Here is a 22,390-nt window from a genome sequence, read left to right on the forward strand (position 1 = left end):
AAACCGAATTGACCGGCGCATCGTAGGGGCAAAGGGGGAAGCTGCCAATCCCGTTCGGTGGCCCTATTGCAATGCAACGGGGGCATGGCTGGCCCGGTCCGGCCGGGCGGCCGCGAACAGCCATGTTGGGGCGGAATCGGGGCCGGGGGCGGGCAGGGCGATCAGCGACGACGACACCGTTCCGAAGCCGTCGGCACGGGTGAAGCACATGGCCGCCTTCTCCTCGCCGCCATCGCTTGCGGCCGGCCCGCCATCGGCCATCAGCGCCGCCCATTCGGCCCAGTCCGCCGCCGCCGGATCGGGCACCCGCGCGGCGGCGAAGCGCGGCAGGTAGGCCGCCACCCGGGCGCTGGCCGGATCGTCCAGATCCAGCGCGGTCAGCATGTGCAGGCCCGCGGGGACCGGAGCCGCGGTCACCCGGGCGCCGCCATCGGCGCGGATCCAGAAGGCGTCGCGGTTGTCGGCGATCACCAGGTTGAACGGCCGGTACGCGCGCCCGTCCAGCCCGGACAGCGCCGCCGCGGCATCGGCGGCGTCGGCGTGGTCGAGCGCCTCGAGCACCAGTTCCCCGCGCGAGCGCTTGCCGGCGGCCGGACCCAGCGTGCCGACGCGGTTGAGGATGGCGGCCGCCATGCCATGATCGTTCAGCCCCAGCCACGACCCGCCGGCCAGCACATCGCGCCCGGCCACCACCTCGGCGCGGTCCGGCCAGTGGCGTCCGGGGGGCAGCCACGGGCGCCCGGCCATCTCGTCGCGGTTGGCGGCGATCAGCACCGGCCAGGCATGGCCGGGGCGACGCAGGATGAGGAAGGTGCACATGCAAGAAATCCGTTTCGGCGATGGCTCCGGGCGGCTATAACACCATCGCCGCATTGGCGGGCCGGTTCAACGACAACCACTTTGCATCAGTGGAACTAAAGGTGAGGAAGGGTGCCATGACGATCTTCGACGACCGCGAGAAAGCGTTCGAGGCGAAGTACCGGATGGACCAGGAAACCCAGTTCAAGATCAACGTGCGGCGCGACAAGCTGCTGGGCCTGTGGGCTGCCGAGAAACTGGGTCTCGAGGGCGACGCTGCCAAGGCCTATGCGCTGTCGGTTGTGGACGCCGAATTCACCGAGCCCGACCACGACGCCAGCCACAAGGTTGTGCGCGACTTCGCCGCCCAGGGCGTGGCGGTGGACGAAAAGACCGTCCAGCGCGAATTGCAGCTCCTTCACGAAGTGGCGCGCGAGCAGATCGTCGCCGAATACCGGAAATAGGCGGGGCGGGCACAGCCGAGCGGCGTGACGCGCATGGCCATCTTGACCAAACTGCGTCTCAATGTTAAACGTCCTAAGGACGTTTAACATTGAGACGCAGGCGAAGGCAGCCGCTGAAGGCCATTGAGTGGCGTGCTTGACATCAATGTCACCCGTGGTGTAACCGTCCTTAGGACGGTTACACCACGGGTGACACGAACGGCATGGCGGAGCGGCTTTTCCCGGCGGCGTATGGACGATCGGAGCACCTGACGCGGGCCGGCGAGGCGTTGGCGGATCGGCTGCGCGCGTCCGGCCTTCCCGTCGTCACGCCGTATGGCCTGCTGCTCGAGATGCGCCGCGTCTATGCCTCCGGGCAGCGGCTGTATCTGCGCTCCGACGCCCCCGATCCCGATTCCTACAACCGTCTGCGCCGCAATCTTCTTGATGCGCGGGTACTTGGTCCCGACGTCAATTACGGGCATCGCGCCTATCGGCTGCTGGATCTGGCTGACCCACCGGCCGATGAGGTCTGCTGCCTTGTCGATCCGTTGGTTTGCGTCTCGCATCTCTCGGCCTTGCAGCGCTATGGCCTGACTGACCGCCGGCCGCAGGCGCTGCTGCTGTCACGGCCGGCGGCGGCCATCGCGCGGCCGTTGCTGGCCGAGCGTATGCGTCTGGATGCTTCGGAGCCCCTGCCGCCGCAGGCCTTCGCCATGCCGCTGCCGCTGGTCAGCCACCCCAAGGTGGTGCGCCGCCGCAAGCTGCACCTGTCGCAGCCGTCCCATCCGGTGGAATCGGTCGCTCTGCGCGGTTGTCATGCCCGCATCACCACCATCGGCCAGACCTTCGCCGATACCCTGGCGGAGCCCGATCTGTGCGGCGGCATGGCCCATGTGCTGGAGATTTGGGGGCAGCATGCCGCCATCTATCTCGACGAGATCATCTCGGCCGTCGACCGCCATCCGCTGGCGATCGTCAAGGTCAGGGCCGGCTACGTGATCGAGGACCTCCTGGGCATTGCCGACCCGAGGGTGGACACCTGGGCGAAACTAGCCCAGCGCGGCGGCTCGCGCCTGCTCGATCCCTCGAAGCCCTACGCGCCCAGCTACTCCGCCCGCTGGATGATTTCGACCAATGTCTGAGACCCGGGACATCGACATCGCCGGCTGGGTCGGGAGGGCGGAGCCTGATCCCGTCCTGTTCCTGGAACGACAGGCGGCGGAGATCATTCTGAACGCCATCGCCTTGGCGCCGGAGCTTCAGGAGTCCATGCTGCTGAAGGGGGGAACCCTCATGGGGATGGCCTTCGACAGCCCGCGGCAGACCGCCGACATGGATTTCAGCGTGACCTTCGCAGCCGCGGACGACGTCGCCGGCCGGCTGCGGAACAGCTTCGACCGAACCCTGCCGCGTGCCGCCGCGCGCCTGGGCTATGCCGACCTGGTGCTGAAGGTCCAGTCGGTGAAATACAGGCCGCGCAAGGACGGCTTCGCCGCCATGCAGGCGCCGGCCCTGCAGATGAGGATCGGCTACGCCCGCCGGGGATCGCCGCAGGAGGCGCATCTGCAGCGGGGGCAGTGCGCGGATGCGGTCCAAGTCGATATCAGCTTCAACGAGCCGGTCTTTTCCGCGCAGGTGCTCAGGCTGGTCCCTGATGGTACCACCGTCATGGCCTACTCGCTGATCGACATGATCGCCGAGAAGATGCGCGCCCTTTTGCAGCAGGAAGTGCGCAACGGCGGGCGCCGCGACCGGGGGCGGCGCCAGGACGTCTACGACATTGCCCTGCTGGTCGAGGCGCTGCCCGAGGATGCATCCCTGCGCGCCGGCATCCTCGAAGCGCTGCGCCGGAAATGCCGGGCGCGGTCCATCGAACCGACGCCCGCCTCGATGTCGGCCCAGGAGGTGAAGGAGCGAGCGCGGCGGGAATGGGCCTCGCTCGCCCTGGAAATCGGCGAGCTTCCCGATTTCGACGACCGCTTCCGAATCGTCGAGGCCTTCTACCGGTCGCTTCCGTGGAAGGAATCCTAGGCCCGCCCGAACACCCGCTTGAAGATGGTATCGACGTGCTTGGTGTGGTAGCCGAGGTCGAACATCTCGTCGATCTGGGCGGCGGACAGGGCCTTCGACACTTCGGGATCGGCCTTCAGCAAAGCGAGGAACATGCCCTTGGTCTCGCGGCCCTGGCCGGCGGCGTCCCACACCTGCATGGCGTTGCGCTGGACCAGGCGGTAGGCGTCCTCGCGGCTGGTGCCGGCCTGGGTCAGCGCCAGCAGGATGCGCTGCGAGAAGATCAGGCCGCCCAGCTGGTTGAGGTTGCGCTCGACCACGTCGGGATAGACCACCAGCCTGGCCACCACGTTGGTCAGGCGGGCGAGGGCGAAGTCCAGGGTGATGGTGGCGTCGGGGCCGATATAGCGCTCCACCGAGGAATGCGAGATGTCGCGCTCGTGCCACAGCGCCACGTTCTCGTAGGCCGGCACGGCGTAGCCGCGCACCATGCGGGCGAGGCCGGTCAGGTTCTCGGTCAGCACCGGGTTGCGCTTGTGCGGCATGGCCGAGCTGCCCTTCTGCCCGGGCGAGAAGTATTCCTCGGCCTCGCGCACCTCGGTCCGCTGCATGTGGCGGATCTCCACCGCCACCCGCTCGATGGAGCTGGCGATGGTGCCCAGCGTGGCGAAGAACTGGGCGTGGCGGTCGCGCGGGATGACCTGGGTCGAGACCGGCTCGGGGGTCAGGCCCAGCTTGGCGGCGACGTGCTCCTCGACCCGGGGGTCGATGTTGGCGAAGGTGCCGACGGCGCCCGAGATGGCGCAGGTGGCGATGTCGGCGCGGGCCGCCAGCAGGCGCATCCTGGCGCGCTGGAACTCGGCGTGGAAGCCGGCGAATTTCAGGCCGATGGTCACCGGCTCGGCATGGATGCCGTGGCTGCGGCCCATGCAGACCAGGTCCTTGAACTCGAAGGCGCGGGTTTCCAGCGCCGCCAGCAGGCCGTCGATGTCGGCCAGCAGGATGTCGGCGGCCTGGGTCATCTGCACGGCGAGGCAGGTGTCGAGCACGTCCGACGAGGTCATGCCCTGGTGGATGAAGCGGGCCGGCTCGCCCACATGCTCGGCCAGCTCGGTCAGGAAGGCGATGACGTCGTGCCGGGTCTCGGCCTCGATGGCGTCGATGCGGGCGATGCGCTCGGGCGTGTAGGGCAGGTCGCCCTTGGCCCACACCGCCGCCGCCGCGTCCTTCGGGATCACCCCCAGCTCCGCCAGCGCGTCGCAGGCATGGGCCTCGATCTCGAACCAGACGCGGAACTTGTTGGCGGCGTCCCAGATGGCGGTCATCTGGGGACGGGAATAGCGGGCGATGGACATGGCTCGGCCTTCGGGCGGGTGAGGGGCGGGGATCAGAGCGGCCGGGTGCGGCCGTAATGGATGAAGTCGGTCCAGGTGCGCTCGATGCGCTGCATGGTGCCGACCGTCGCCGCCAGGGCCTGGGCCACCTCGTCGCCGGCGCCCAGGGCGGCGGCCAGATCGTTCTGCAGGCGGCGCACGTCGGTGCACAGGGCGAGGCCCTTGTCGGTCAGCCGCAGGCGCACCGAGCGGCGGTCGTGGGGCGAGCGCTCCTGCGTCAGGTAGCCGTACTCGGTCAGCGCCTTGATGTTGTAGGACACGTTGGAGCCCTGGTAGTAGCCGCGGTCCTTGAGGTCGCGGATCACCACCTCGTTCTCGCCGATATTGTAGAGCAGCAGGGCCTGGACCGCGTTGATGTCCTCGATGCCGAGCTTGCGCAGCTCGGTCCGCAGCACATCGAGGAAGTGGCGGTGAAGACGCTCCACCAGTCGGATGATGTCGAAGTAGGGCTGGGTCATGGGCGGCGATTATATGACCCGGGTCGGTGCGCAACAACAAGGAATTTCATTGGTATTCCAAGCCGGTCGGCATTGCCGGGATTGTCTGGACCGGGGCGGGGACTGTATTGTGCCAGAATAACGCCAACGCCAGCAGGCGGGAGTACGGATGTCCGAGGAAGATCAGGTGCCGGCCCGCCGCGCCCTTGTCATCACCGTCTTCAACCAGAAGGGCGGCGTCGCCAAGACCACCACCAGCGTCAATCTGGCGGTGGCGATGGCGGCCATGGGACGCAACGTCGTGCTGGTCGATCTGGACAGCCAGAGCAACGCCACCACCAATGTCGGCGTGGCGCCGCAGCAGCCCACCGGCGCCTACCACCTGATCACCGCCCGCGCCCCCTTCGACGAGTGCCTGAAGCCGACGCCCTACGACAATCTGCGCATGGTTCCCGGCTCGGACGAGCTGGCCTGGGCCGATATCGAGCTGGCCACCCACGACGACTGCCAGGCGGCCATGGTGCGGGCCTTCGCCAAGGTCCCCGACGGCGTCGAGGTGATCGTCGTCGATTGTCCGCCGGCCCCCGGCATCGTCTCGGTCAACGCCCTGGTCGCCGCCGACATGGTGGTGATGCCGGTCAGCCCCAACCCCCATTCCCTGGACGGCCTGCACAAGGCCTGGTTCAACGTCAACCGGGTGCGCACCCGCTTCAACCACGACCTGCACACCATCAACATCCTGCTGACCATGACCGAGGAGGGCGACCTGACCCGCCGCCTGGCCGAGGACATCGTCGCCGAATTCGGCGCCCGGGTGATGCCGGTGATGGTGCCGCGCGACCACGTGGTCATCGACGCCGCCGCCCGCGACACCCCGGTGACGGTGTTCGCACCGCATTCGCCGCCGGCCCGGGCCTATGTCCGTCTGGCCGAACTGCTGCTCAACCGCGCCGCCCACGTCGCCGCCGCCGGCGAGGACGACGAGGCCGAACGGAGCCACCGGGTGGCGGCCTCGGCCCTGCTCGACGTATGGCGGGCCGAGAGCGGCGATCGCCACCGCGACAACGAGATGCCGGCCGCCCCGCCGCCCGGCGACCCGCCGCTGCCCGGCTGGTCCGATCTGCATGCCGGTTTCGACGAAGTGGCGGGCCCCGGCCTGGGCTGGAAGGCGGCGGTGGGCATGATGCTGATCCTGCTGGGCGGCGTGCTGGGCTACGTCCTGGCCCTGGCCATCAACGTCTGGCCGATGGCGCCGATGCCGGTCTGACCGTCAGGCGAGGCCGAGGAAGGTCAGCATCGCCCGGTCGACACCGTCCAGACGTCGCCCCGCTTCATGGGGCGCCGAGGTCCGAAACCGCGTCGATGAACGCCTGATCCTCGGCGGCCAAGGCGCTGGCCGCCACCGCCGCCGACTGGCGGTGGGCCTCCTGGCGGAAGGCCGCCGAGCGGGTGTCGGGCACCCAGACCTGGACCGGGCGCAACCCCTTGGCGCGCATGCGTTCGCGGTATGCGCGCATCTTCGAGCGGGAGCGGTCGCCGTTCAGTGCCGGCATGGGTCACCTCGCCAGGGATCGGTTACATGTAACCATACCAGACGGCACCGACGCCGGTCTAGTCAAACAGCCCCTGCGCCGTCGGCGAGGTGTCGTCGGCGGTCGCCTCGAGCGGCGCGTCGGTGGGCGCCAGGACCGCGCCGAGGTCGGCGATTGGGGTCGCCGGGTCGAGCCAGAGCGCTTCCTTGTCCGGGGGCAGCGCCACCGGCATTCGGCTGTGGATGTGGGCGAGGTCGGGGCGGGCGGCGCAGGTGACGATGGTGAAACGGCCGTTGTCCACCAGCCCGGCCAGGGCGAAGGGGCCATGGTCGGCGGGGCGGATGCGCATGCGGGTCTTGGCCTTGGCGCCGGGTCGCGGCATCCACTCGAACCAGCACGAGGCCGGCACCAGCACCCGGTGCCCGAGCAGGCGGCGGAAGGTCGGGCGCTCGGCCAGGGTCTCGGCGCGGGCGTTGATCAGCGGGCGCTTGTCCCACTCCACCGCCAGGCCCCAGGCCAGCAGCCAGGTCCGCCCGCCGGCGGCGATGACCAGGGCGCGGTCGGTGGGGCGCACCTCGGCCTGATTGGGCAGCGGCGGCGGCTCGACCAGCCCGAAGCGGGCGGCGACCTCGCGGGCGGAATGATTCAGCTCGAACCGCGAACACATGGGATCAGCCCTCCCGCCGCCCGACGATTAGGAATTCCTTGTTGCCCTCGGGCCCGGTGATCGGGCTTTCGCACAGGCCGAGAACCGACCAGCCCGGCAGGTCGGCCAGCCAGGCGGCGATGCGGTCGCACACCTCGGCGTGCAGCTCGGGCTCGCGCACCACCCCGCCCTTGCCGACCCGGCCCTTGCCGACCTCGAATTGCGGCTTGATCAGCGCCACCAGCAGCGCCCCCGGGCGGGTCAGCGCCAGCGCCGCCGGCAGCACCGTCTCCAGCCCGATGAAGCTGGCGTCGCACACCACCATGGCGGCCGGCTCGGGGATCTGCTCGGGCGTCAGGTGGCGGGCGTTGGTGCGTTCCAGCACCACCACCCGCGGATCGGTGCGCAGCTTCCACGCCAGCTGGCCGTGGCCGACATCGACGGCGTAGACCCTGGCCGCGCCCCGGCTCAGCAGCACGTCGGTGAAGCCGCCGGTCGAGGCGCCGACGTCGATGGCCACCATGCCGGCCGGGTCGATGGCGAAGCGGTCCAGCGCCTCGACCAGCTTCAGGCCGCCGCGCGATACCCAGGGATGGGTCTGGCCCTTCAGCTCGACCGCGGCATCGGCCGCCACCTGGGCGCCGGGCTTGTCGACCCGCCGGCCGCCGGCCAGGACCAGGCCGGCCATGACCAGCGCCTGGGCGCGGGCGCGGCTTTCGGCCAGGCCGCGATCCACCAGCAGCTGGTCGATGCGCATGCGGGTTCCCATCGGTCTACGGCTCCCTGCGAAAAACGGCTATGGAAATTGCCTCGGCGTTCATTGAGAATAAATGAAACATCATCCGACGACCGTCAGAAGAAAGAAAATGGCCACCCTGCTCTACACGCACCCGGCCTGCCTGCAGCACGACACCGGCGAATACCACCCCGAATGCGCCGAACGCCTGAGCACGATCCTGGCGGCGCTGGAGGGCGAGGAATTCATGGCCCTGCTGCGCGAGGAGGCGCCGCTGGCATCGCGCGAGCAGCTGCTGCGCGCCCACACCGCCCACCACCTGGACCATGTCCTCGATGCCGTGCCCCCGTCGGGCGAGCACCATCACATCGACCCCGACACGGTGATGTCGGCGCAATCGGGCGAAGCGGCGCTGCGGGCCGCCGGGGCGGTGGTGGCCGCCGTCGATGCGGTGGCCGCCGGCCAGGCCCGCAACGCTTTCTGTGCCGTCCGTCCGCCCGGCCACCATGCCGAGCGCGACGCCGCCATGGGCTTCTGCCTGTTCAACAACGCCGCCATCGGCGCCCTGCACGCCCGCGACGCGCACGGCTTCCAGCGGGTGGCGGTGATCGACTTCGACGTCCATCACGGCAACGGCTCGCAGCACATCCTGTGGGACGAACCCGGCACCTTCTACGGATCGACCCACCAGGAGCATGCCTACCCCAACACCGGCCTGGCCGAGGAGACCGGCGGCAAGGGCCGCATGGTCAACGTGCCGCTGCCGGCGGGCTCCGGCTCGGACGAGTTCCGCCAGGTGTTCGACGACATCATCGTGCACCGGCTCAAGGAGTTCGCCCCCGATTTCATCATCATCTCGGCCGGGTTCGACGCCCATGCCGCCGATCCCCTTGCCCATCTGCGGCTCAAGACCTCGGACTTCAAGTGGGCCACCGAAAGGCTCCTCGACGTCGCCGCGGCGAGCGCCGGCAACCGGGTGGTGTCGGTGCTGGAGGGCGGCTACGACCTGCCCGCCCTGGCCGCCTCGGTGCGCGAGCACGTGCGCGCCCTGTTGGGGCATTGACCAACTAAACCCGTCGTTCCCGCGCAGGCGGGAACCCAGGAGTCGCGGACGGGCTGGCGGTGCACCCCCTGGGTCCCCGCCTGCGCGGGGACGACGGGGTGGTGGATGTCAGCGTCTCATCATCCGGTGGGGGTGGTTTCGCGCCGCGGCGATTGCCACGTTGTGAGGACGGGAGAGTCCGATGACTGCCTTCGACTACGATCTGGTGGTGCTGGGCGCCGGTTCCGGCGGGGTGCGGGCGTCGCGTCTGGCGGCCAAGGCCGGGGCGCGGGTGGCGGTGGTGGAATCGTCGCGGGTCGGCGGCACCTGCGTCATGCGCGGCTGCGTGCCCAAGAAGCTGCTGGTGATGGGCTCGCGCTTCGCCGAGGACATCGCCGACGCCGCCGGCTTCGGCTGGGACATCGGCGCCGTGTCGTTCGACTGGGCACGCCTGGTGGCGGCCAAGAACGCCGAACTGAACCGCCTGGAATCGGTGTATCTGCGCATGCTGCGCGACAGCGGCGTCGATCTGGTCGAGGGGCGGGGGGGTCTGGCCGGGCCGCATGCGGTGGCGGTGGCGGGGCGCACCCTCTCGGCCGAACGCGTCCTGATCGCCACCGGCGGCCGGCCGTGGCTGCCGCAGGTGCCGGGCATCGAGCACGCCATCACCTCCAACGAGGCCCTCGACCTGATGCAGCTGCCGGCCCGTATGGTCATCGTCGGCGGCGGCTACATCGCGGTGGAATTCGCCGGCATCTTCGCCGCCCTGGGGGTCAAGGTGACCCAGATCCTGCGCGGCGACACCCTGCTGCGCGGCTTCGACCAGGACGTTCGGGCGGCGCTGACCACCGAGATGGCGGGCAAGGGCGTCGAGGTGCGCTGCGAGACGGTGGTGCGCTCCATTGAGAGGGCCGGCAAGGCCTATTCCCTGCGCCTGTCGGGCGACGAGACCATCGAGACCGACCTGGTCCTCTACGCCACCGGGCGGCGCCCCAACACCGAGGGCCTGGGGCTGGAGGAGGCCGGCATCGGCCTCGACGACCACGGCGCGGTGAAGGTGGACCAATGGTCGCGCACCGCCTTGGACTCGGTCTACGCCATCGGCGACGTCACCGACCGCCTGAACCTGACGCCGGTGGCGCTGGCCGAGGCCAACGCCCTGGTCGCCACCCTGTTCGAGGACCGCCCGACCAGCGTGGATTACGACAACATCCCCACCGCCGTGTTCTCCAACCCGCCGGTGGGCACGGTGGGCCTGTCCGAGGCGGCGGCGCGGCGGCGCTGCGGCGACATCCACGTCTACCTCTCGCGCTTCAAGCCCATGCGCAACACCCTGGCCGGGCGGGATGAACGCACCCTGATGAAGCTGGTGGTGGACGCGGCCTCCGATCGTGTGGTCGGGCTGCACGTGGTCGGCCCCGACGCTCCCGAAATGGTCCAGGGCTTCGCCGTGGCGATGAAGTGCGGCGCCACCAAGGCCCAGTTCGACGCCACCATCGGCATCCACCCCACCGCCGCCGAGGAACTGGTCACCCTGCGCGACCGGCGCCCCGATCCCTGTCCGGAGGACGAGCAATGAGGGTGGCGGCAGGGCTGGACTGGCGCGAGGACGGCGACGGCTGGACCGCCGAGGACCGCACCGGCACCTTCCGCCTGGTGGAAGTCGGCCCCGGCCAGTGGATGGATTTCTGGTGGCGGCGGGAAGAGGGATGCGGCTGCGGCGCGCCGGCCCGCGGCGGCCGCGACTGGCCCGATTTCGAGAGTGCGGCGGCGGCCATCGTCGCGCTGGCCCATGCCGAATTCGAGGCGGCGTGATGCTCGACTACGATTTCCCGCTGTGGCGGCCGCCCAGCGAAGGCGACAACCTGATCATCCAGGCCACCATCGGCTGCCGCTTCAACGGCTGCACCTTCTGTTCCATGTACAAGGGCAAGCGCTACCGCGCCCGCGGCCTGGACGAGGTGTTCGCCGACATCGACCTGGCGGCGGCGCGGTGGCCCGACGCCCACCGGGTGTTCCTGGCCGACGGCGACGCCTACACCCTGCCCACCGAGACCCTGGACGCCATCTGCCGGCGCCTGGCCGAGCGCCTGCCCGACCTGCAGCGGGTCTCGGCCTATGCCACGCCGTTCAACCTGCTGGCCAAGCCGGCCGAGGAGATCCGGCACCTCAGGACGCTGAAGCTGTCGCTGGTCTATCTCGGGATCGAGACCGGCTCGGACATGCTGCTGAAGCGCATCGGCAAGGGCAGCGCCAAAATCATGGAGAACGGGCTGGCCCGCGCCGCCGAGGCCGGGCTCAAGGTCTCGGCCACGGTGATCACCGGCCTGGGCGGCAAGCGCTTCTGGCAGGAGCACATCGACGCCACCGCCGACATGGTCAACCGGGTGCCGCCGACATATCTCTCGACCCTGCAGCTGGGCCTGGACGAGGACGTGGCCCAGGGCTTCGTCGAGCGCTTCGAGGGCACCTTCGAGCGCCAGGACGATCACGGTGTGTTGCTGGAGCTGAAACGGCTGGTGGAACGCCTCGATCCGCCCGCCCCGGTGATCTTCCGCTCCAACCATGCCAGCAACGCCCTGCCGCTGGCCGGCACCCTGCCCAAGGACAAGGACAAGGTTCTGGCCCAGATCGATGCGGCGCTGGCCGGGGACCGGGGGCTGCGGCCCCAGTGGGCGCGGGGGTTGTGAGATGGGCTCCCTCCCCATGGAAGGGGAGGGGGGCGGCTCACACGTCCGGCCGCGTCTCGCAGATGCCGGCCTCGGCTTCCTTGGCCTCGATCTCGCGCATCCGCTTCTTCTGCCCGAAATAACCGTAGGCGCCGACCAGGCCGGCCAGCAGGACGAAGCCGACCAGCATGTACCACTTGTTCTCGCCCAGCCATTCCTCGAGCGCGCGGCCCAGCCAGTAGCCGCCCCAGGCGAAGGTGTGGGCCCAGACCATGGCGGCGATGAAGTTCAGCGCGGCATAGCGCAGCCGCGGCACGCCCGATATGCCGATGACGAAGGGGGCGACGTTGCGGATGCCGTAGATGAAGCGGAACGACAGGATGAACAGGGTGGGGTGGGTCTTCACCAGGTGGAAGGCCCAGTCGATCTTCTTGCCCAGGGTCGGCCAGCGCGCCAGCAGCGGCGTGCCGTAGCGGCGTCCGATATAGTAGTAGAGCTGGTCGCCGAGGAAGCTGCCGCAGAAGGCGAACAGCGCCAGCATCTCCACCGAGATGTTGTACTTGCCCTCCGAGGCGATGGCGCCGGTGACGATCACCACCGTCTCGCCTTCGACGAAGGTCCAGGCGAGGATCAGCGGGTAGAGCAGGAACCCGTAATCCGTAAGGATGGTCTGAAGCAGATCGTCCAAGGGAACCTGTCCGGTCGCGGTGGGCCAAGTGGGCGGGCGAAGTATGGGCGGGCGTCAGGCGATGGATAGCACGGCTCCGCGCCGCCGTCGACCGCGACCGGCGGACCTGCCTACGAGTTGCGCGGACGGATGCGGGTGACGTGGCCCATCTTGCGCCCCGAGCGCGCCTCGGCCTTGCCATAGAGGTGCAGCTTGGCGTCCGGATCGGCCAGAATCGCGGCCCAGTCGTTGACGTCGTCGCCGATCAGATTCCTCATCACCGCGTCGGAATGGCGCGCCGGGCTGCCCAGGGGCAGGCCGCAGACGGCGCGCACGAATTGCTCGAACTGGTCGGTGACGCAGGCATCGATGGTCCAGTGTCCGGAATTGTGCGGCCGCGGCGCCATTTCGTTGGCCAGGATGGCGCCGTCCTTGGTGACGAACAGCTCGACCGCCAGCAGGCCGACCAGATCCAGCGCCTCCGCCGCGCGGCGCGCCACCTCCAGCGCCGCCCGGGCGGTGGCGTCGGAGATGGGGGCGGGGATGGTGGTGGTGTCGAGGATGTGGTTGGCGTGCACGTTCCACGCCGGGTCGAAGGCGGCCATGGCGCCGTCCAGGCCGCGCGCCACGATTACCGAAATCTCGCCGGCGAAGTCGATGAAGCCCTCAAGGACTCCGACCGCATTGCCCATATAGGACCACGCCTGGTCGAGGTCGGTGGACTCGGTGATCTTGACCTGGCCCTTGCCGTCATAGCCCAGCCGGGTGGTCTTCAGGATCGACGGACGGCCGATGCGGGCCACCGCCTCGCGCAGCTGCTCCGGCCCGGCGATTTCGGCCCAGGGGGCGGTGGCGATGCCGATGGAATTGAAGAAGCGCTTCTCGTGGATGCGGTCCTGCGCCACCTCGAGCACCCGCCACGAGGGGCGCACCGGCACCAGCGACGACAGCAGCCGCACCGAATCGGCGGGGATGTTCTCGAACTCGAAGGTGACCACGTCGACCGAGCGGGCGAAGGCCTCCAGCGCGGCGAGATCGGTGTAGTCGGCGACGGTGGCGGCGGCCGAGACCTGCTGCGCCGGGCTGTCGGCCTCGGGGCAGAAGACGTGGACGCGGTAGCCCAGCCGCGCCGCCGCCAGGGCCGCCATGCGCCCGAGCTGGCCGCCGCCGATGATGCCGATGGTCCCGCCGGGAGCGAGGGGCGCGGTCATGTCCGGGGCCTAGACGATCAGGTCGGGATGGTCGGGATCGACCGGCTTCTCCGCCACCGAGGCGGTCTGCGTCTCGCGCCAGGCTTCCAGCCGCCCGGCCAGGGCCTCGTCGCCCAAAGCCAGGATCGAGGCCGCCAGCAGGCCGGCATTGGTGGCCCCGGCCTTGCCGATGGCCAGGGTGCCCACCGGCACGCCGCCCGGCATCTGGACGATGGAATACAGGGAATCGATGCCCTTCATGGTGCGGCTTTCCACCGGCACGCCCAGCACCGGCAGGGTGGTCATGGCCGCCGCCATGCCCGGCAGGTGGGCGGCGCCGCCGGCCCCGGCGACGATGACCTTGAGCCCGCGCGCCCGGGCGCCGGTGGCATAGTCGTAAAGTCGCTTCGGCGTGCGGTGGGCCGAGACCACCCGGGTCTCGTAGGCGACGCCCAGTTCGGCCAGCACCGACGCGGCGTGGCGCATGGTCTCCCAATCGGACTGGCTGCCCATGATGATGCCGACCAGCGGAATCTTCTTCGTCATCGTCGTCGGTCCCTGGAACGGGAAAGGGCGGATTATAGGAATCGCGGGCGCGCGTGCAAGCGTCATGCTAGACTGTGCGCTGTCCACCGGGTCCGGGGCCATGGGCGACGAGTATCGCACCGAGCGCGTTCAGCGCAGTCAGATGATCAACGAATTCGCGCTCGAGCACGACAATGCGCGGCGCCACCTGCCGCCCCACGCCTATCAGGCGCCGGCCCGGCCGCAGCACCGCTCCGCCGCCGACATCGCCTCGGTGCTGGGCCTGCCCGCCGAGCTGGTGACGGCCGAGCTGCTGGAGGCCCTGGTGCCGGTGCTGGTCGAACTGGACCGCCTGCGCCTGCTGTCCGAGCAGGCCGAGCGCCGCTTCGCCTGGCTGGAGCGCCAGTCCGACCGCCATTCGGTGGTCCCCTGCCTGACCCGGCGCGCCTTCATGCGCGAACTCGAATCCTTCCTGCTGGCCGGCGGCGACGCCCACGGCACGCTGGCCCTGGTGCAGGTGGCCGGGATCGAGGCGGTGCGCCAGATCTACGGCCTGGCCGCCGGCGACGGCGCGCTGCGCCACGTCTGCGCCAACATCCTGGGCGCGCTCAGGGCCTCCGATCTGGTCGGCTGCCTGGGCGGCAGCGACTTCGCGGTGCTGCTGCCCGGCACCGACCTCGCCCAGGCCGGGGCCAAGCTGGGCGAGATCACCGCCCGCCTGGCCGACCCACCCTATACCTGGCTGGGCCAGCGCATCCCGCTCACGCCCGGGACCGGTCTTTACCAGCTGCGCCGCGGCGAAGGCGCCGAACAGGCGCTGGCCGCCGCCGATCGCAGGCGCCGGGGGCTGGAGTAGGGGTGGGTAGGTCCGGACTCACCCGCTCGCAATTATCGCATCTGCACACTGCCCATTGCCACCCCCAACGGGTGGTTCAACTGCCACCCATGTAATTTTCCCCTCCACCCCACCCGGGTGTTTCGGGTGGGGGCGGGTTCGGGCATTCTCGCCGCATTCGAACCGGGCGCTTCCGTGGGGAGGTCGATGGTTCGGCGGCAACAGGCCCAACCAACACCGACGAGATAGGGGAACGATCCCATGGACCAGTCCAGTCGCTATGCCAATCTGAACCTCAAGGAAGAAGACCTCATCGCGGGCGGCAAGCACATCCTGTGCGCCTACGTGATGAAGCCGAAGGCGGGCTACGAGGCGGTCTCCACCGCCGCCCACTTCGCCGCCGAGTCTTCGACCGGCACCAATGTCGAGGTCTGCACCACCGACGACTTCACCCGCGGCGTCGACGCGCTGGTCTACGAGGTCAAGGACATCGGCAACGGCGAATATCTGATGAAGATCGCCTATCCGAACGAGCTGTTCGATCGCAACGTCATCGACGGCCGCGCCATGATCGTGTCGTTCCTGACGCTGACCATCGGCAACAACCAGGGCATGGGCGACGTCGAGTACGCCAAGATGTGGGACTTCTACGTCCCGCGCGAGCTGCTGACGCTGTTCGACGGCCCGGCCATGAACATCGAGGACATGTGGCGCGTGCTCGGCCGCCCGCAGGTCAACGGCGGCATGGTGGTCGGCACCATCATCAAGCCGAAGCTGGGCCTGCGTCCCAAGCCCTTCGCCGATGCCTGCCTGCAGTTCTGGCTGGGCGGCGACTTCATCAAGAACGACGAGCCCCAGGGCAACCAGGTGTTCGCCCCGCTGAAGGAGACCATCACCCTGGTCGCCGAGGCCATGGAGAAGGCCCAGCAGGAGACCGGCGAGGCCAAGATCTTCTCGGCCAACATCACCGCCGACGATCCCTTCGAGATGATCCGCCGCGGCGAGCTGATCCTCGAGATCTTCGGCAAGAACGCCAGCCATGTCGCCTTCCTGGTCGACGGCTACGTCGGCGGCCCGACCGCCATCACCACCTGCCGCCGCTACTTCCCCAACCAGTTCCTGCACTACCACCGTGCCGGCCACGGTGCGGTCACCTCCAAGCAGTCCAAGCGCGGCTACTCGGTGATGACCCACATGAAGATGTCCCGCCTGCAGGGCGCCTCGGGCATCCACACCGGCACCATGGGCTACGGCAAGATGGAAGGCGACAAGGACGAGAAGATCGTCGCCTACATGCTGGAGCGCGACGTCGCCGACGGCCACTACTTCCGCCAGGAATGGCACGGCATGAAGTCCACCACCCCGATCATCTCGGGCGGCATGAATGCGCTGCGCCTGCCCGGCTTCTTCGACAATCTGGGCCATTCCAACGTGATCCAGACCTCGGGCGGCGGCGCCTTCGGCCACAAGGACGGCGGCACCGTCGGTGCGAAGTCGCTCCGCCTGGCGCACGAGGCCTGGCAGCGCGGCATCAACCTGATCGACTTCGCCCAGGAGCATCCCGAGCTGAAGGGCGCCTTCGAAAGCTTCCCGGCCGACGCCGACAAGCTCTATCCCGGCTGGCGCGAGAAGCTGAAGGCCCGCTGAGTCCACGCTCGGCAGGCCCAATAAAGAAACGGGGTAACGGGGGAGCGGGCACAAGTCCGCCCCCCGCCCTCCAGCATAAGGAGAGGAAGGCCGTGTCCAGGAAGCATCCGATCATCGCCGTCACCGGTTCGTCCGGCGCGGGCACCAGCACCGTCAAGGAAGCGTTCGAGCACATGTTCCGGCGCGAGGGCATCAACCCCGCCGTGATCGAGGGCGACAGCTTCCACCGCTTCAACCGCGTCGACATGAAGAAGGCGATGGCGGAAGCCGAGAAGACCGGCAACAGCCATTTCAGCCATTTCGGCGCCGACGCCAACCTGTTCGGCGAGATCGAGCAGCTGTTCCGCCAGTACGGCGAGACCGGCCGCGGTCGCCGCCGCTTCTACATCCACAATGACGAGGAAGCCCAGCGCTTCTCGCATTACGGCGTCAAGTCGGGCGAGTTCACCCCGTGGGAAGACCTCGAGGGCAATTCCGACCTGCTGTTCTACGAGGGCCTGCACGGCTGCGTCGCCACGCCCGAGCACAACATCGCCCAGCACGCCGACCTCAAGATCGGCGTGGTGCCGGTCATCAACCTGGAATGGATCCAGAAGATCCACCGCGACACCAAGGCCCGCGGCTATTCCGAGGAAGCGGTGATGGACACCATCCTGCGGCGCATGCACGACTACGTGCATTACATCATCCCGCAGTTCAAGAGCACCGACATCAACTTCCAGCGCGTGCCGATCGTCGATACCTCGGACCCGATCATCGCCCGCGACATCCCGACCCCGGACGAAAGCCTGGTGGTCATCCGTTTCCGCAAGCCCGACCGTTTCCGCGTCGACTTCCCGTTCCTGCTCCAGATGATCAAGGATTCGTGGATGAGCCGGCGCAACACCATCGTGGTTCCTGGCGGCAAGATGGGCCTTGCCATGGAACTCATCCTTACCCCGATCCTTCGCCGGATCATGGAGGACCGCAGGTCCCTCATGGGATGACGAAGGAGCCACACTGGCCGGCGCCCCCCTCGGGGTCGCCGGCCTCTTTTTTTTTGTGTGGCAGGGATTGGCGGGGAATCGGGCTGCCAATTGCACGTCCTGCGCGGACTTGATCCAGTTGCTGTCCGGTTTAATCTTCGGCGAGGAACGGAATGCCGCGGAAACCTTCAGAAACCGTGGCCCCGTGCCGAAATTGACTCGATCTCGTCCCCCCTCACTCGTCATCGCCGGGCCACCGGGTCGGGCATTTGGCCAGCCCGGCGGTAAACTTCACGACCCGGCGATCCACGTGGGTCAGTCAAAAAACATTTCGAAACAGTGAGTTAGGCCGCGCCACGTAGATGCCCGGGTCAAGCCCTGGCATGACGATAAGGGGTGGAGCGAGGTGAACCGGACAGCCGTGGGTCGAGCCCGGCCATGACGCTAACGGGGCGACCCCGCAAACCCGCGAAGAGCCCTTCTCTTGGGCTCGCCAGACCTTCCTCCCGCAAGCGGGCGGGACGGCGCTCCGTCAACCGGTGACGGCCCCCTTATTGGTCAGCCGAAGAGGCCGAGCAATGTGGTCGGCTGCGTCGCCTTCGTGCCGCGGTTCCGAGATCCTCTGGCGGCGAGCGCATCGACCACCTTGGCGAGGTCGGCCGCATTCTTCTCCGCTTCAGACAATTGGGCGCTTTTGGTCGTCGTGGTCGTGGACGCCAATTTGGCGAGAGCGTCGGCGCCGGCCGATGCTGTGGCCTCCTTCGTCCGCTCGGCCAGCGCGGCGCTCTGGGCCGCCGAACTGCTCTTGGTCGATTCGATGGCGGAGCGCAACTGGGCTTGCTTCGCCCTCAGGTCCTCGACCGCGCGGGTGTCGCCCCGCCCCGACGCCGCCTTGATCTGGCTGGTCAGCTGCTGGTCCGCCTTGGACAGGATGTCCTGGGTCTTCTTTCCCGCCGCGGCGACGGCGCCCTGGAGCGCCGCCGATCCCGTCGCCGCAGAGGTGGTGCTGGCACTCTTGGCCTGCTGCGCCGAGAAGGCCTGCAACCCTGCCCGGGCGGTGGTCAGGTCATCGACCTTCCTGGTGTCACCCTTGGCCTTGGCCGCCTCGATATTGGCGGCCAGCCGGGCATCGGCCTGTGCGATGGCTTCCTTGCTGGAGGCGGCCGTCTTCGCCAGGGTCCGGTTGAAGGCGTCGTCGGCGGTGACCTGCTTGACCGAATTATTCTTGCTGTCGGTGGTGTCCGACTTGGTGGTCAGGCTCTTGCGCGTCTTCGCCACCGAATCGGCGGATGCCTGCGCCAGAATCGATCCGACCGGGCCTAAGCTCACAGGCATCGTCTCCCCCCCCCTGTTCCCAGGATTTTCGCTGCGTGACGGCGTTAACCCGCGGTTGATCGTGCCTGAAAACTGCCACGATGATAAGGGGTAATTCGCCGTCAGGCGATCTCGGCGCGGTTGGCGGTCACCGTCACCCGGCCCTCGGCCAGCAGCCTCAGCGCTTCCGGATAAGCCTGGTGCTCCTGCTCCAGCACCCGGGCGGCCAGGGTGTCGGGGGTGTCGCCGAGCAGCACCGGCACCGCCTTCTGCACCAGGATGGGGCCGTCGTCCAGGTCGGGGGTGACCAGATGGACGGTGCAGCCGTGCAGCTTGACCCCGGCCTCGATGGCCCGTTGGTGGGTGTGCAGGCCCTTGAAGCTGGGCAGCAGCGAGGGGTGGATGTTGAGCATCCGGCCCGCCCACGCGCGGGTGAACTCGGGCGTCAGCAGGCGCATGAAGCCGGCCAGGCAGACGATCTCCACCGCCGCCGCCCGCAGCGCGGCATCCAGGGCGGCATCGAAGGCGGCGCGGTCGGGATAGGATTTGTGCGGGATGGTCAGGGTGGCCACGCCGGCCTTCTCCGCCCGCTCCAGCGCATAGGCGCCGGCCACGTTGCTGATCACCAGCACGATCTCGGCCGGGAAGGCGGGATCGGCGCAGGCATCGAGCAGCGCCTGCAGGTTGGAGCCGCGTCCCGAGACCAGGATTCCGACCTTGCGGCGGACCCTCATGCCCAGGCCCCGGTGCCCTTCACCTGGCTTTGCGCCTCGTCGCCGACGCGGGCGCGCAGGGTGCCGATGGTGGTGACGGTCTCGCCGCCCTCGGCCAGGATGCGGGCGGCCTCGGCCGCCTTGTCGGCGGCCACCACGACAACCATGCCGATGCCGCAATTGAAGGTGCGGGCCATCTCGTGCGCGGCGACGCCGCCCTCGGCGGCCAGCCACTTGAAGACCGGCGGCAGGGTCCAGGTGCCGGCATCGATGTCGGCGACCACGCCCTCGGGCAGCACCCGCGGCACGTTCTCGATCAGGCCGCCGCCGGTGATGTGGGCCATGGCCTTGATGGTGCCGGCGCGGATGGCGGCCAGGGTGGATTTGACGTAGATGCGGGTGGGTTCCAGCAGCGCCTCGCCCAGCGCCTTGCCGGGCGCGAAGGGAGCGGGGGCGTCGTAGGACAGGCCGCCCCTGCCGACGATGCGCCGGACCAGGGAATAGCCGTTGGAATGGACACCCGACGAGGCCAGGCCCAGCAGCACGTCGCCGGGGCCGATGTCGGCGGCCGGCAGCAGGGTGCCGCGCTCGGCCGCGCCCACCGAGAAGCCGGCGAGGTCGTAATCGCCATGGGCGTACATGCCCGGCATCTCGGCGGTCTCGCCGCCGATCAGGGCGCAGCCGGCCTGGCGGCAGCCCTCGGCGATGCCGGCGACGATGTCGCGCCCGGCCTTGACGTCGAGCTTGCCGGTGGCGAAGTAGTCGAGGAAGAACAGCGGCTCGGCACCCTGGACCACCAGGTCGTTGACGCACATGGCCACCAGGTCGATGCCGACGGTGTCGTGCTTGCCGGCCTCGATGGCCACCTTCAGCTTGGTGCCGACGCCATCGGTGGTGGCGACCAGGATGGGGTCCTTGAAGCCGGCCGCCCGGGGGTCGAACAGGGCGCCGAAGCCGCCCAGGCCGGCGCTGGTGCCGGACCGCACGGTGGATTTGGCGAGCGGCTTGATGGCCTCGACCAGGGCCTCGCCGGCGTCGATATCGACGCCCGCGTCGCGGTAGGTCAGGCCGGGCTTTTCGTCGGGGGCGGGAATGGTCTTCCTCGTCGGCTGGCGTGTGATATGGTACCGCCCGTTCCTGGGCGCGCCGAAGATACTCCAACCCGGACGGTTTTCAATGCCTTCTCTCCGCCTTTCCCGAGCCGTCGCAGCCCTGGCGCTGGTGGTGCTGGCCTGCCTCGGGGCCGGGCCGGCGCGGGCCGACGCCTTCACGGTGAGCGGCATCGAGGTGGACGTCTCGGCGTCCGGGACCCAGGCGGCCAAGGACCAGGCCATCGCCGAGGCTCAGCGCCAGGGCTTCCGCATGCTGCTGGACCGCCTCATCCAGCCGGCCGACCAGGCCCGGCTGCCCAAGGCCGAGGCCGCCGAATACGTGCGCGATTTCACGGTGGACCGCGAACGCTCCACCTCCACCCGCTACCTCGCCACCCTGACCGTGCGCTACAACCCGGCGGCGGTGAAGCGCCTGCTGCAGGGCGCCGGCATCGCCTATGCCGAGCCGCGGGTCCGCCCGGTGGTGGTGGTGCCGGTGCTGAAGAATGCGGCCGGGCGCCTTGTGCTGTGGGACGAGCCCAATCCGTGGCGCGCCGCCTGGGCGGCTTCGGGCTCGGGCGGGCTGGTGCCGCTGGTGGTGCCGCCGGGCGACATCGGCGACGTCCAGGCCATCACCGCCGAGCAGGCTCTGGCCGCCGACCTTCGCGCCATGCAGGGCTTGGGGGCGCGCTGGCGCACCCCCGACGTGCTGGTGGCCGCCGCCGCTCTGGCTCCGGGCGGCAAGGTGATGGAGGTGGTGCTGCATGCGGGGCCGACGGCGCCCAAGCCGTTCGATTCCCTGGCCTACAAGCTGGCCGAGGGCGAGACGGTGGAGGCCCTGATGGCGCGCGCCGCCCGCGACATCGCACGCGCCATTGACACCGTCTACAAGCAACCCAACCTGCTGGAATTCGACCGTGCCGGTACGCTGTCGACGCTGGTGCCGCTGCAGGGGCTGCCCGACTGGCTGACGGTGCGCGAACGCCTGGCCCGGGTGTCGCAGGTGCGCCGCTGGGAACTGGTGTCGCTGTCCAAGGCCGAGGCGGCCATCGTGCTGCACACCGTCGGCGACGCCGAGCAGGTCCGCGCCGCCCTGGGCCGCGCCGGGCTGGCGCTGGACTGGGGCGAAGGCCTGTGGGTCATGCGCCCCGTAGGGCCTGCACACTGACCGGGGAGGCGGGGATGGTCCGGCACGTGCCCAACGCGCTGACCGTCCTCCGGCTGCTGGCGGTGCCCGTGCTGGTCTGGCTGATCGCCACCGGGCGGATGTCCGCCGCCTTCTGGCTGTTCCTGGCCGCCGGCCTGACCGACGCGGTGGACGGCGCCGTGGCGCGGCTGTGCAACGCCCGCACCGCCCTGGGCGCCTGGCTCGACCCCCTGGCCGACAAGGCCTTGCTGGTCGCCGCCTTCGTCGTGCTGTGGGCGGGCGGGTATCTGCCGCTGTGGCTGGTGGTGCTGGTGGTCTTGCGCGATGTGCTGATCGTGCTTTATGCCGTAGTCTACGTGCTGGCGGGGGCGTTCTCGGCGGCGCCGCTGTTCATCTCGAAGATCAACACGGCGGCGCAGATCGCCCTGGCCGCCCTGGTGCTGGCCGAGGCGGGGCCGGGCTGGGCGACGGCGACGGCGGTCGAGGCCTTCGTCACCGTGGTCGCCGTCACCACCACGGCGTCGGGCGCGGCGTATCTGATGGCGGTGGGCCGCAAGGTGCCCGCCCGCGACACTTGACTACCCGG

Annotated in this window: 25 protein-coding genes; 13 read left to right on the top strand and 12 right to left on the bottom strand. The window is 69.3% G+C overall.

The features are described from left to right. Window positions 1-63: 63 nt before the first annotated feature. Window positions 64-819, bottom strand: a complete 756-nt coding sequence (locus MTBUT4_RS14905; RefSeq protein ID WP_173980485.1) for an NRDE family protein — start codon at window positions 817-819, stop codon at window positions 64-66. A gap of 116 nt (window positions 820-935) precedes the next feature. Here MTBUT4_RS14905 and MTBUT4_RS14910 point away from each other — a divergent pair, with 116 nt between their 5' ends. The 3 genes from MTBUT4_RS14910 (at window position 936) to MTBUT4_RS14920 (ending at window position 3,275) form a co-directional block, all read left to right on the top strand. Then, on the top strand, window positions 936-1,262 hold the full coding sequence (locus tag MTBUT4_RS14910) for a DUF1476 domain-containing protein (protein WP_173980486.1): 327 nt from the start codon (window positions 936-938) through the stop codon (window positions 1,260-1,262). 203 nt (window positions 1,263-1,465) lie between these two features. Beyond that, window positions 1,466-2,386, top strand: coding sequence for a hypothetical protein (locus MTBUT4_RS14915; RefSeq protein ID WP_173980487.1), 921 nt, complete (start codon window positions 1,466-1,468; stop codon window positions 2,384-2,386). Then, on the top strand, window positions 2,379-3,275 hold the full coding sequence (locus tag MTBUT4_RS14920) for a nucleotidyl transferase AbiEii/AbiGii toxin family protein (RefSeq protein WP_173980488.1): 897 nt from the start codon (window positions 2,379-2,381) through the stop codon (window positions 3,273-3,275). Before MTBUT4_RS14915 ends, MTBUT4_RS14920 begins: the two co-directional genes overlap by 8 nt. On the opposite strand, the gene purB is transcribed toward MTBUT4_RS14920, so the two are convergent. Together purB and MTBUT4_RS14930 are read right to left on the bottom strand one after the other, a co-directional pair. Next, window positions 3,272-4,609, bottom strand: a complete 1,338-nt coding sequence (purB, locus tag MTBUT4_RS14925) for an adenylosuccinate lyase (protein WP_173980489.1) — start codon at window positions 4,607-4,609, stop codon at window positions 3,272-3,274. The genes MTBUT4_RS14920 and purB overlap by 4 nt on opposite strands. A 32-nt stretch (window positions 4,610-4,641) precedes the next feature. Then, window positions 4,642-5,106, bottom strand: a complete 465-nt coding sequence (locus MTBUT4_RS14930; protein WP_173980490.1) for a MarR family winged helix-turn-helix transcriptional regulator — start codon at window positions 5,104-5,106, stop codon at window positions 4,642-4,644. A gap of 148 nt (window positions 5,107-5,254) precedes the next feature. On the opposite strand from MTBUT4_RS14930, the gene MTBUT4_RS14935 reads away from it, so the two are divergent. After that, a complete protein-coding gene (locus MTBUT4_RS14935; protein WP_173980491.1) occupies window positions 5,255-6,352 on the top strand; it encodes a ParA family protein in 1,098 nt (365 codons plus the stop codon). A gap of 64 nt (window positions 6,353-6,416) precedes the next feature. On the opposite strand, the gene MTBUT4_RS14940 is transcribed toward MTBUT4_RS14935, so the two are convergent. From MTBUT4_RS14940 to MTBUT4_RS14950, 3 genes are read right to left on the bottom strand one after another with little or no spacing between them, the layout of a single operon-like run. Continuing rightward, window positions 6,417-6,638 carry an antitoxin MazE family protein gene (locus MTBUT4_RS14940; protein ID WP_173980492.1) on the bottom strand — a complete coding sequence of 74 codons (222 nt, stop codon included), beginning with the start codon at window positions 6,636-6,638 and terminating at the stop codon, window positions 6,417-6,419. Window positions 6,639-6,696: 58 nt separating this feature from the next. Continuing rightward, window positions 6,697-7,284, bottom strand: coding sequence for an SOS response-associated peptidase (locus tag MTBUT4_RS14945; RefSeq protein ID WP_173980493.1), 588 nt, complete (start codon window positions 7,282-7,284; stop codon window positions 6,697-6,699). Between the two features lie 4 nt (window positions 7,285-7,288). Continuing rightward, the gene (locus MTBUT4_RS14950) at window positions 7,289-8,032 is read right to left on the bottom strand and encodes a TlyA family RNA methyltransferase (protein ID WP_173980494.1); all 744 of its coding nucleotides are present in this window, start codon (window positions 8,030-8,032) and stop codon (window positions 7,289-7,291) included. A 97-nt stretch (window positions 8,033-8,129) separates the two neighbouring features. Here MTBUT4_RS14950 and MTBUT4_RS14955 point away from each other — a divergent pair, with 97 nt between their 5' ends. From MTBUT4_RS14955 to MTBUT4_RS14970, 4 genes are all read left to right on the top strand, one after another. Next, window positions 8,130-9,062 (top strand): histone deacetylase family protein, encoded by a 933-nt coding sequence (locus MTBUT4_RS14955; protein WP_173980495.1) that lies wholly within the window; start codon window positions 8,130-8,132, stop codon window positions 9,060-9,062. Between the two features lie 181 nt (window positions 9,063-9,243). Beyond that, entirely contained in the window at window positions 9,244-10,620 is a 1,377-nt protein-coding gene (gene gor / locus MTBUT4_RS14960) for a glutathione-disulfide reductase (RefSeq protein WP_173980496.1), read from the top strand. Continuing rightward, the gene (locus MTBUT4_RS14965) at window positions 10,617-10,856 is read left to right on the top strand and encodes a hypothetical protein (RefSeq protein WP_173980497.1); all 240 of its coding nucleotides are present in this window, start codon (window positions 10,617-10,619) and stop codon (window positions 10,854-10,856) included. The genes gor and MTBUT4_RS14965 overlap by 4 nt, the downstream gene beginning before the upstream one ends. Beyond that, window positions 10,856-11,731: a radical SAM protein gene (locus MTBUT4_RS14970; RefSeq protein ID WP_173980498.1), complete on the top strand. Its 876-nt coding sequence runs from the start codon at window positions 10,856-10,858 to the stop codon at window positions 11,729-11,731. The genes MTBUT4_RS14965 and MTBUT4_RS14970 overlap by 1 nt, the downstream gene beginning before the upstream one ends. Window positions 11,732-11,768: 37 nt before the next feature. On the opposite strand, the gene MTBUT4_RS14975 is transcribed toward MTBUT4_RS14970, so the two are convergent. From MTBUT4_RS14975 to purE, 3 genes are all read right to left on the bottom strand, one after another. Further along, window positions 11,769-12,398, bottom strand: coding sequence for a DedA family protein (locus MTBUT4_RS14975; protein ID WP_173980499.1), 630 nt, complete (start codon window positions 12,396-12,398; stop codon window positions 11,769-11,771). A gap of 110 nt (window positions 12,399-12,508) precedes the next feature. Continuing rightward, on the bottom strand, window positions 12,509-13,588 hold the full coding sequence (locus tag MTBUT4_RS14980) for a 5-(carboxyamino)imidazole ribonucleotide synthase (protein WP_173980500.1): 1,080 nt from the start codon (window positions 13,586-13,588) through the stop codon (window positions 12,509-12,511). 9 nt (window positions 13,589-13,597) lie between these two features. After that, window positions 13,598-14,113: a 5-(carboxyamino)imidazole ribonucleotide mutase gene (purE, locus tag MTBUT4_RS14985; RefSeq protein ID WP_173980501.1), complete on the bottom strand. Its 516-nt coding sequence runs from the start codon at window positions 14,111-14,113 to the stop codon at window positions 13,598-13,600. Window positions 14,114-14,213: 100 nt separating this feature from the next. On the opposite strand from purE, the gene MTBUT4_RS14990 reads away from it, so the two are divergent. The 3 genes from MTBUT4_RS14990 (at window position 14,214) to MTBUT4_RS15000 (ending at window position 17,560) form a co-directional block, all read left to right on the top strand. Beyond that, window positions 14,214-14,948, top strand: coding sequence for a diguanylate cyclase domain-containing protein (locus MTBUT4_RS14990; protein ID WP_173980502.1), 735 nt, complete (start codon window positions 14,214-14,216; stop codon window positions 14,946-14,948). A 240-nt stretch (window positions 14,949-15,188) separates the two neighbouring features. Continuing rightward, entirely contained in the window at window positions 15,189-16,574 is a 1,386-nt protein-coding gene (locus MTBUT4_RS14995) for a ribulose-bisphosphate carboxylase (RefSeq protein WP_173980503.1), read from the top strand. Between the two features lie 92 nt (window positions 16,575-16,666). Next, window positions 16,667-17,560, top strand: coding sequence for a phosphoribulokinase (locus MTBUT4_RS15000; protein ID WP_173980504.1), 894 nt, complete (start codon window positions 16,667-16,669; stop codon window positions 17,558-17,560). Between the two features lie 537 nt (window positions 17,561-18,097). Here the strand turns inward: MTBUT4_RS15000 and MTBUT4_RS15005 are convergent. The 3 genes from MTBUT4_RS15005 to purM form a co-directional block, all read right to left on the bottom strand. After that, window positions 18,098-18,874, bottom strand: coding sequence for a hypothetical protein (locus MTBUT4_RS15005; RefSeq protein ID WP_173980505.1), 777 nt, complete (start codon window positions 18,872-18,874; stop codon window positions 18,098-18,100). A 101-nt stretch (window positions 18,875-18,975) separates the two neighbouring features. Continuing rightward, window positions 18,976-19,587, bottom strand: coding sequence for a phosphoribosylglycinamide formyltransferase (purN, locus tag MTBUT4_RS15010; protein ID WP_173980506.1), 612 nt, complete (start codon window positions 19,585-19,587; stop codon window positions 18,976-18,978). Further along, entirely contained in the window at window positions 19,584-20,633 is a 1,050-nt protein-coding gene (gene purM, locus MTBUT4_RS15015; RefSeq protein ID WP_173980538.1) for a phosphoribosylformylglycinamidine cyclo-ligase, read from the bottom strand. The genes purN and purM overlap by 4 nt, the downstream gene beginning before the upstream one ends. A gap of 109 nt (window positions 20,634-20,742) precedes the next feature. On the opposite strand from purM, the gene MTBUT4_RS15020 reads away from it, so the two are divergent. Next, window positions 20,743-21,825 carry a DUF2066 domain-containing protein gene (locus MTBUT4_RS15020; protein WP_173980507.1) on the top strand — a complete coding sequence of 361 codons (1,083 nt, stop codon included), beginning with the start codon at window positions 20,743-20,745 and terminating at the stop codon, window positions 21,823-21,825. A 14-nt stretch (window positions 21,826-21,839) separates the two neighbouring features. After that, entirely contained in the window at window positions 21,840-22,382 is a 543-nt protein-coding gene (locus MTBUT4_RS15025) for a CDP-alcohol phosphatidyltransferase family protein (RefSeq protein ID WP_173980508.1), read from the top strand. The last annotated feature ends 8 nt before the right edge of the window (window positions 22,383-22,390 follow it).

The organism is Magnetospirillum sp. UT-4 (genome assembly GCF_902729435.1).
Classification (GTDB): Bacteria; Pseudomonadota; Alphaproteobacteria; order Rhodospirillales; family Magnetospirillaceae; genus Magnetospirillum.

Bases quoted from the DNA above. Each gene is read 5' to 3' on its own strand.
- MTBUT4_RS14905 (WP_173980485.1), bottom strand. From the start codon at position 819: ATGTGCACCTTCCTCATCCTGCGTCGCCCCGGCCATGCCTGGCCGGTG.
- MTBUT4_RS14910 (WP_173980486.1), top strand. From the start codon at position 936: ATGACGATCTTCGACGACCGCGAGAAAGCGTTCGAGGCGAAGTACCGG.
- MTBUT4_RS14915 (WP_173980487.1), top strand. From the start codon at position 1,466: ATGGCGGAGCGGCTTTTCCCGGCGGCGTATGGACGATCGGAGCACCTG.
- MTBUT4_RS14920 (WP_173980488.1), top strand. From the start codon at position 2,379: ATGTCTGAGACCCGGGACATCGACATCGCCGGCTGGGTCGGGAGGGCG.
- purB (WP_173980489.1), bottom strand. From the start codon at position 4,609: ATGTCCATCGCCCGCTATTCCCGTCCCCAGATGACCGCCATCTGGGAC.
- MTBUT4_RS14930 (WP_173980490.1), bottom strand. From the start codon at position 5,106: ATGACCCAGCCCTACTTCGACATCATCCGACTGGTGGAGCGTCTTCAC.
- MTBUT4_RS14935 (WP_173980491.1), top strand. From the start codon at position 5,255: ATGTCCGAGGAAGATCAGGTGCCGGCCCGCCGCGCCCTTGTCATCACC.
- MTBUT4_RS14940 (WP_173980492.1), bottom strand. From the start codon at position 6,638: ATGCCGGCACTGAACGGCGACCGCTCCCGCTCGAAGATGCGCGCATAC.
- MTBUT4_RS14945 (WP_173980493.1), bottom strand. From the start codon at position 7,284: ATGTGTTCGCGGTTCGAGCTGAATCATTCCGCCCGCGAGGTCGCCGCC.
- MTBUT4_RS14950 (WP_173980494.1), bottom strand. From the start codon at position 8,032: ATGGGAACCCGCATGCGCATCGACCAGCTGCTGGTGGATCGCGGCCTG.
- MTBUT4_RS14955 (WP_173980495.1), top strand. From the start codon at position 8,130: ATGGCCACCCTGCTCTACACGCACCCGGCCTGCCTGCAGCACGACACC.
- gor (WP_173980496.1), top strand. From the start codon at position 9,244: ATGACTGCCTTCGACTACGATCTGGTGGTGCTGGGCGCCGGTTCCGGC.
- MTBUT4_RS14965 (WP_173980497.1), top strand. From the start codon at position 10,617: ATGAGGGTGGCGGCAGGGCTGGACTGGCGCGAGGACGGCGACGGCTGG.
- MTBUT4_RS14970 (WP_173980498.1), top strand. From the start codon at position 10,856: ATGCTCGACTACGATTTCCCGCTGTGGCGGCCGCCCAGCGAAGGCGAC.
- MTBUT4_RS14980 (WP_173980500.1), bottom strand. From the start codon at position 13,588: ATGACCGCGCCCCTCGCTCCCGGCGGGACCATCGGCATCATCGGCGGC.
- purE (WP_173980501.1), bottom strand. From the start codon at position 14,113: ATGACGAAGAAGATTCCGCTGGTCGGCATCATCATGGGCAGCCAGTCC.
- MTBUT4_RS14990 (WP_173980502.1), top strand. From the start codon at position 14,214: ATGGGCGACGAGTATCGCACCGAGCGCGTTCAGCGCAGTCAGATGATC.
- MTBUT4_RS14995 (WP_173980503.1), top strand. From the start codon at position 15,189: ATGGACCAGTCCAGTCGCTATGCCAATCTGAACCTCAAGGAAGAAGAC.
- MTBUT4_RS15005 (WP_173980505.1), bottom strand. From the start codon at position 18,874: ATGCCTGTGAGCTTAGGCCCGGTCGGATCGATTCTGGCGCAGGCATCC.
- purN (WP_173980506.1), bottom strand. From the start codon at position 19,587: ATGAGGGTCCGCCGCAAGGTCGGAATCCTGGTCTCGGGACGCGGCTCC.
- MTBUT4_RS15020 (WP_173980507.1), top strand. From the start codon at position 20,743: ATGCCTTCTCTCCGCCTTTCCCGAGCCGTCGCAGCCCTGGCGCTGGTG.
- MTBUT4_RS15025 (WP_173980508.1), top strand. From the start codon at position 21,840: ATGGTCCGGCACGTGCCCAACGCGCTGACCGTCCTCCGGCTGCTGGCG.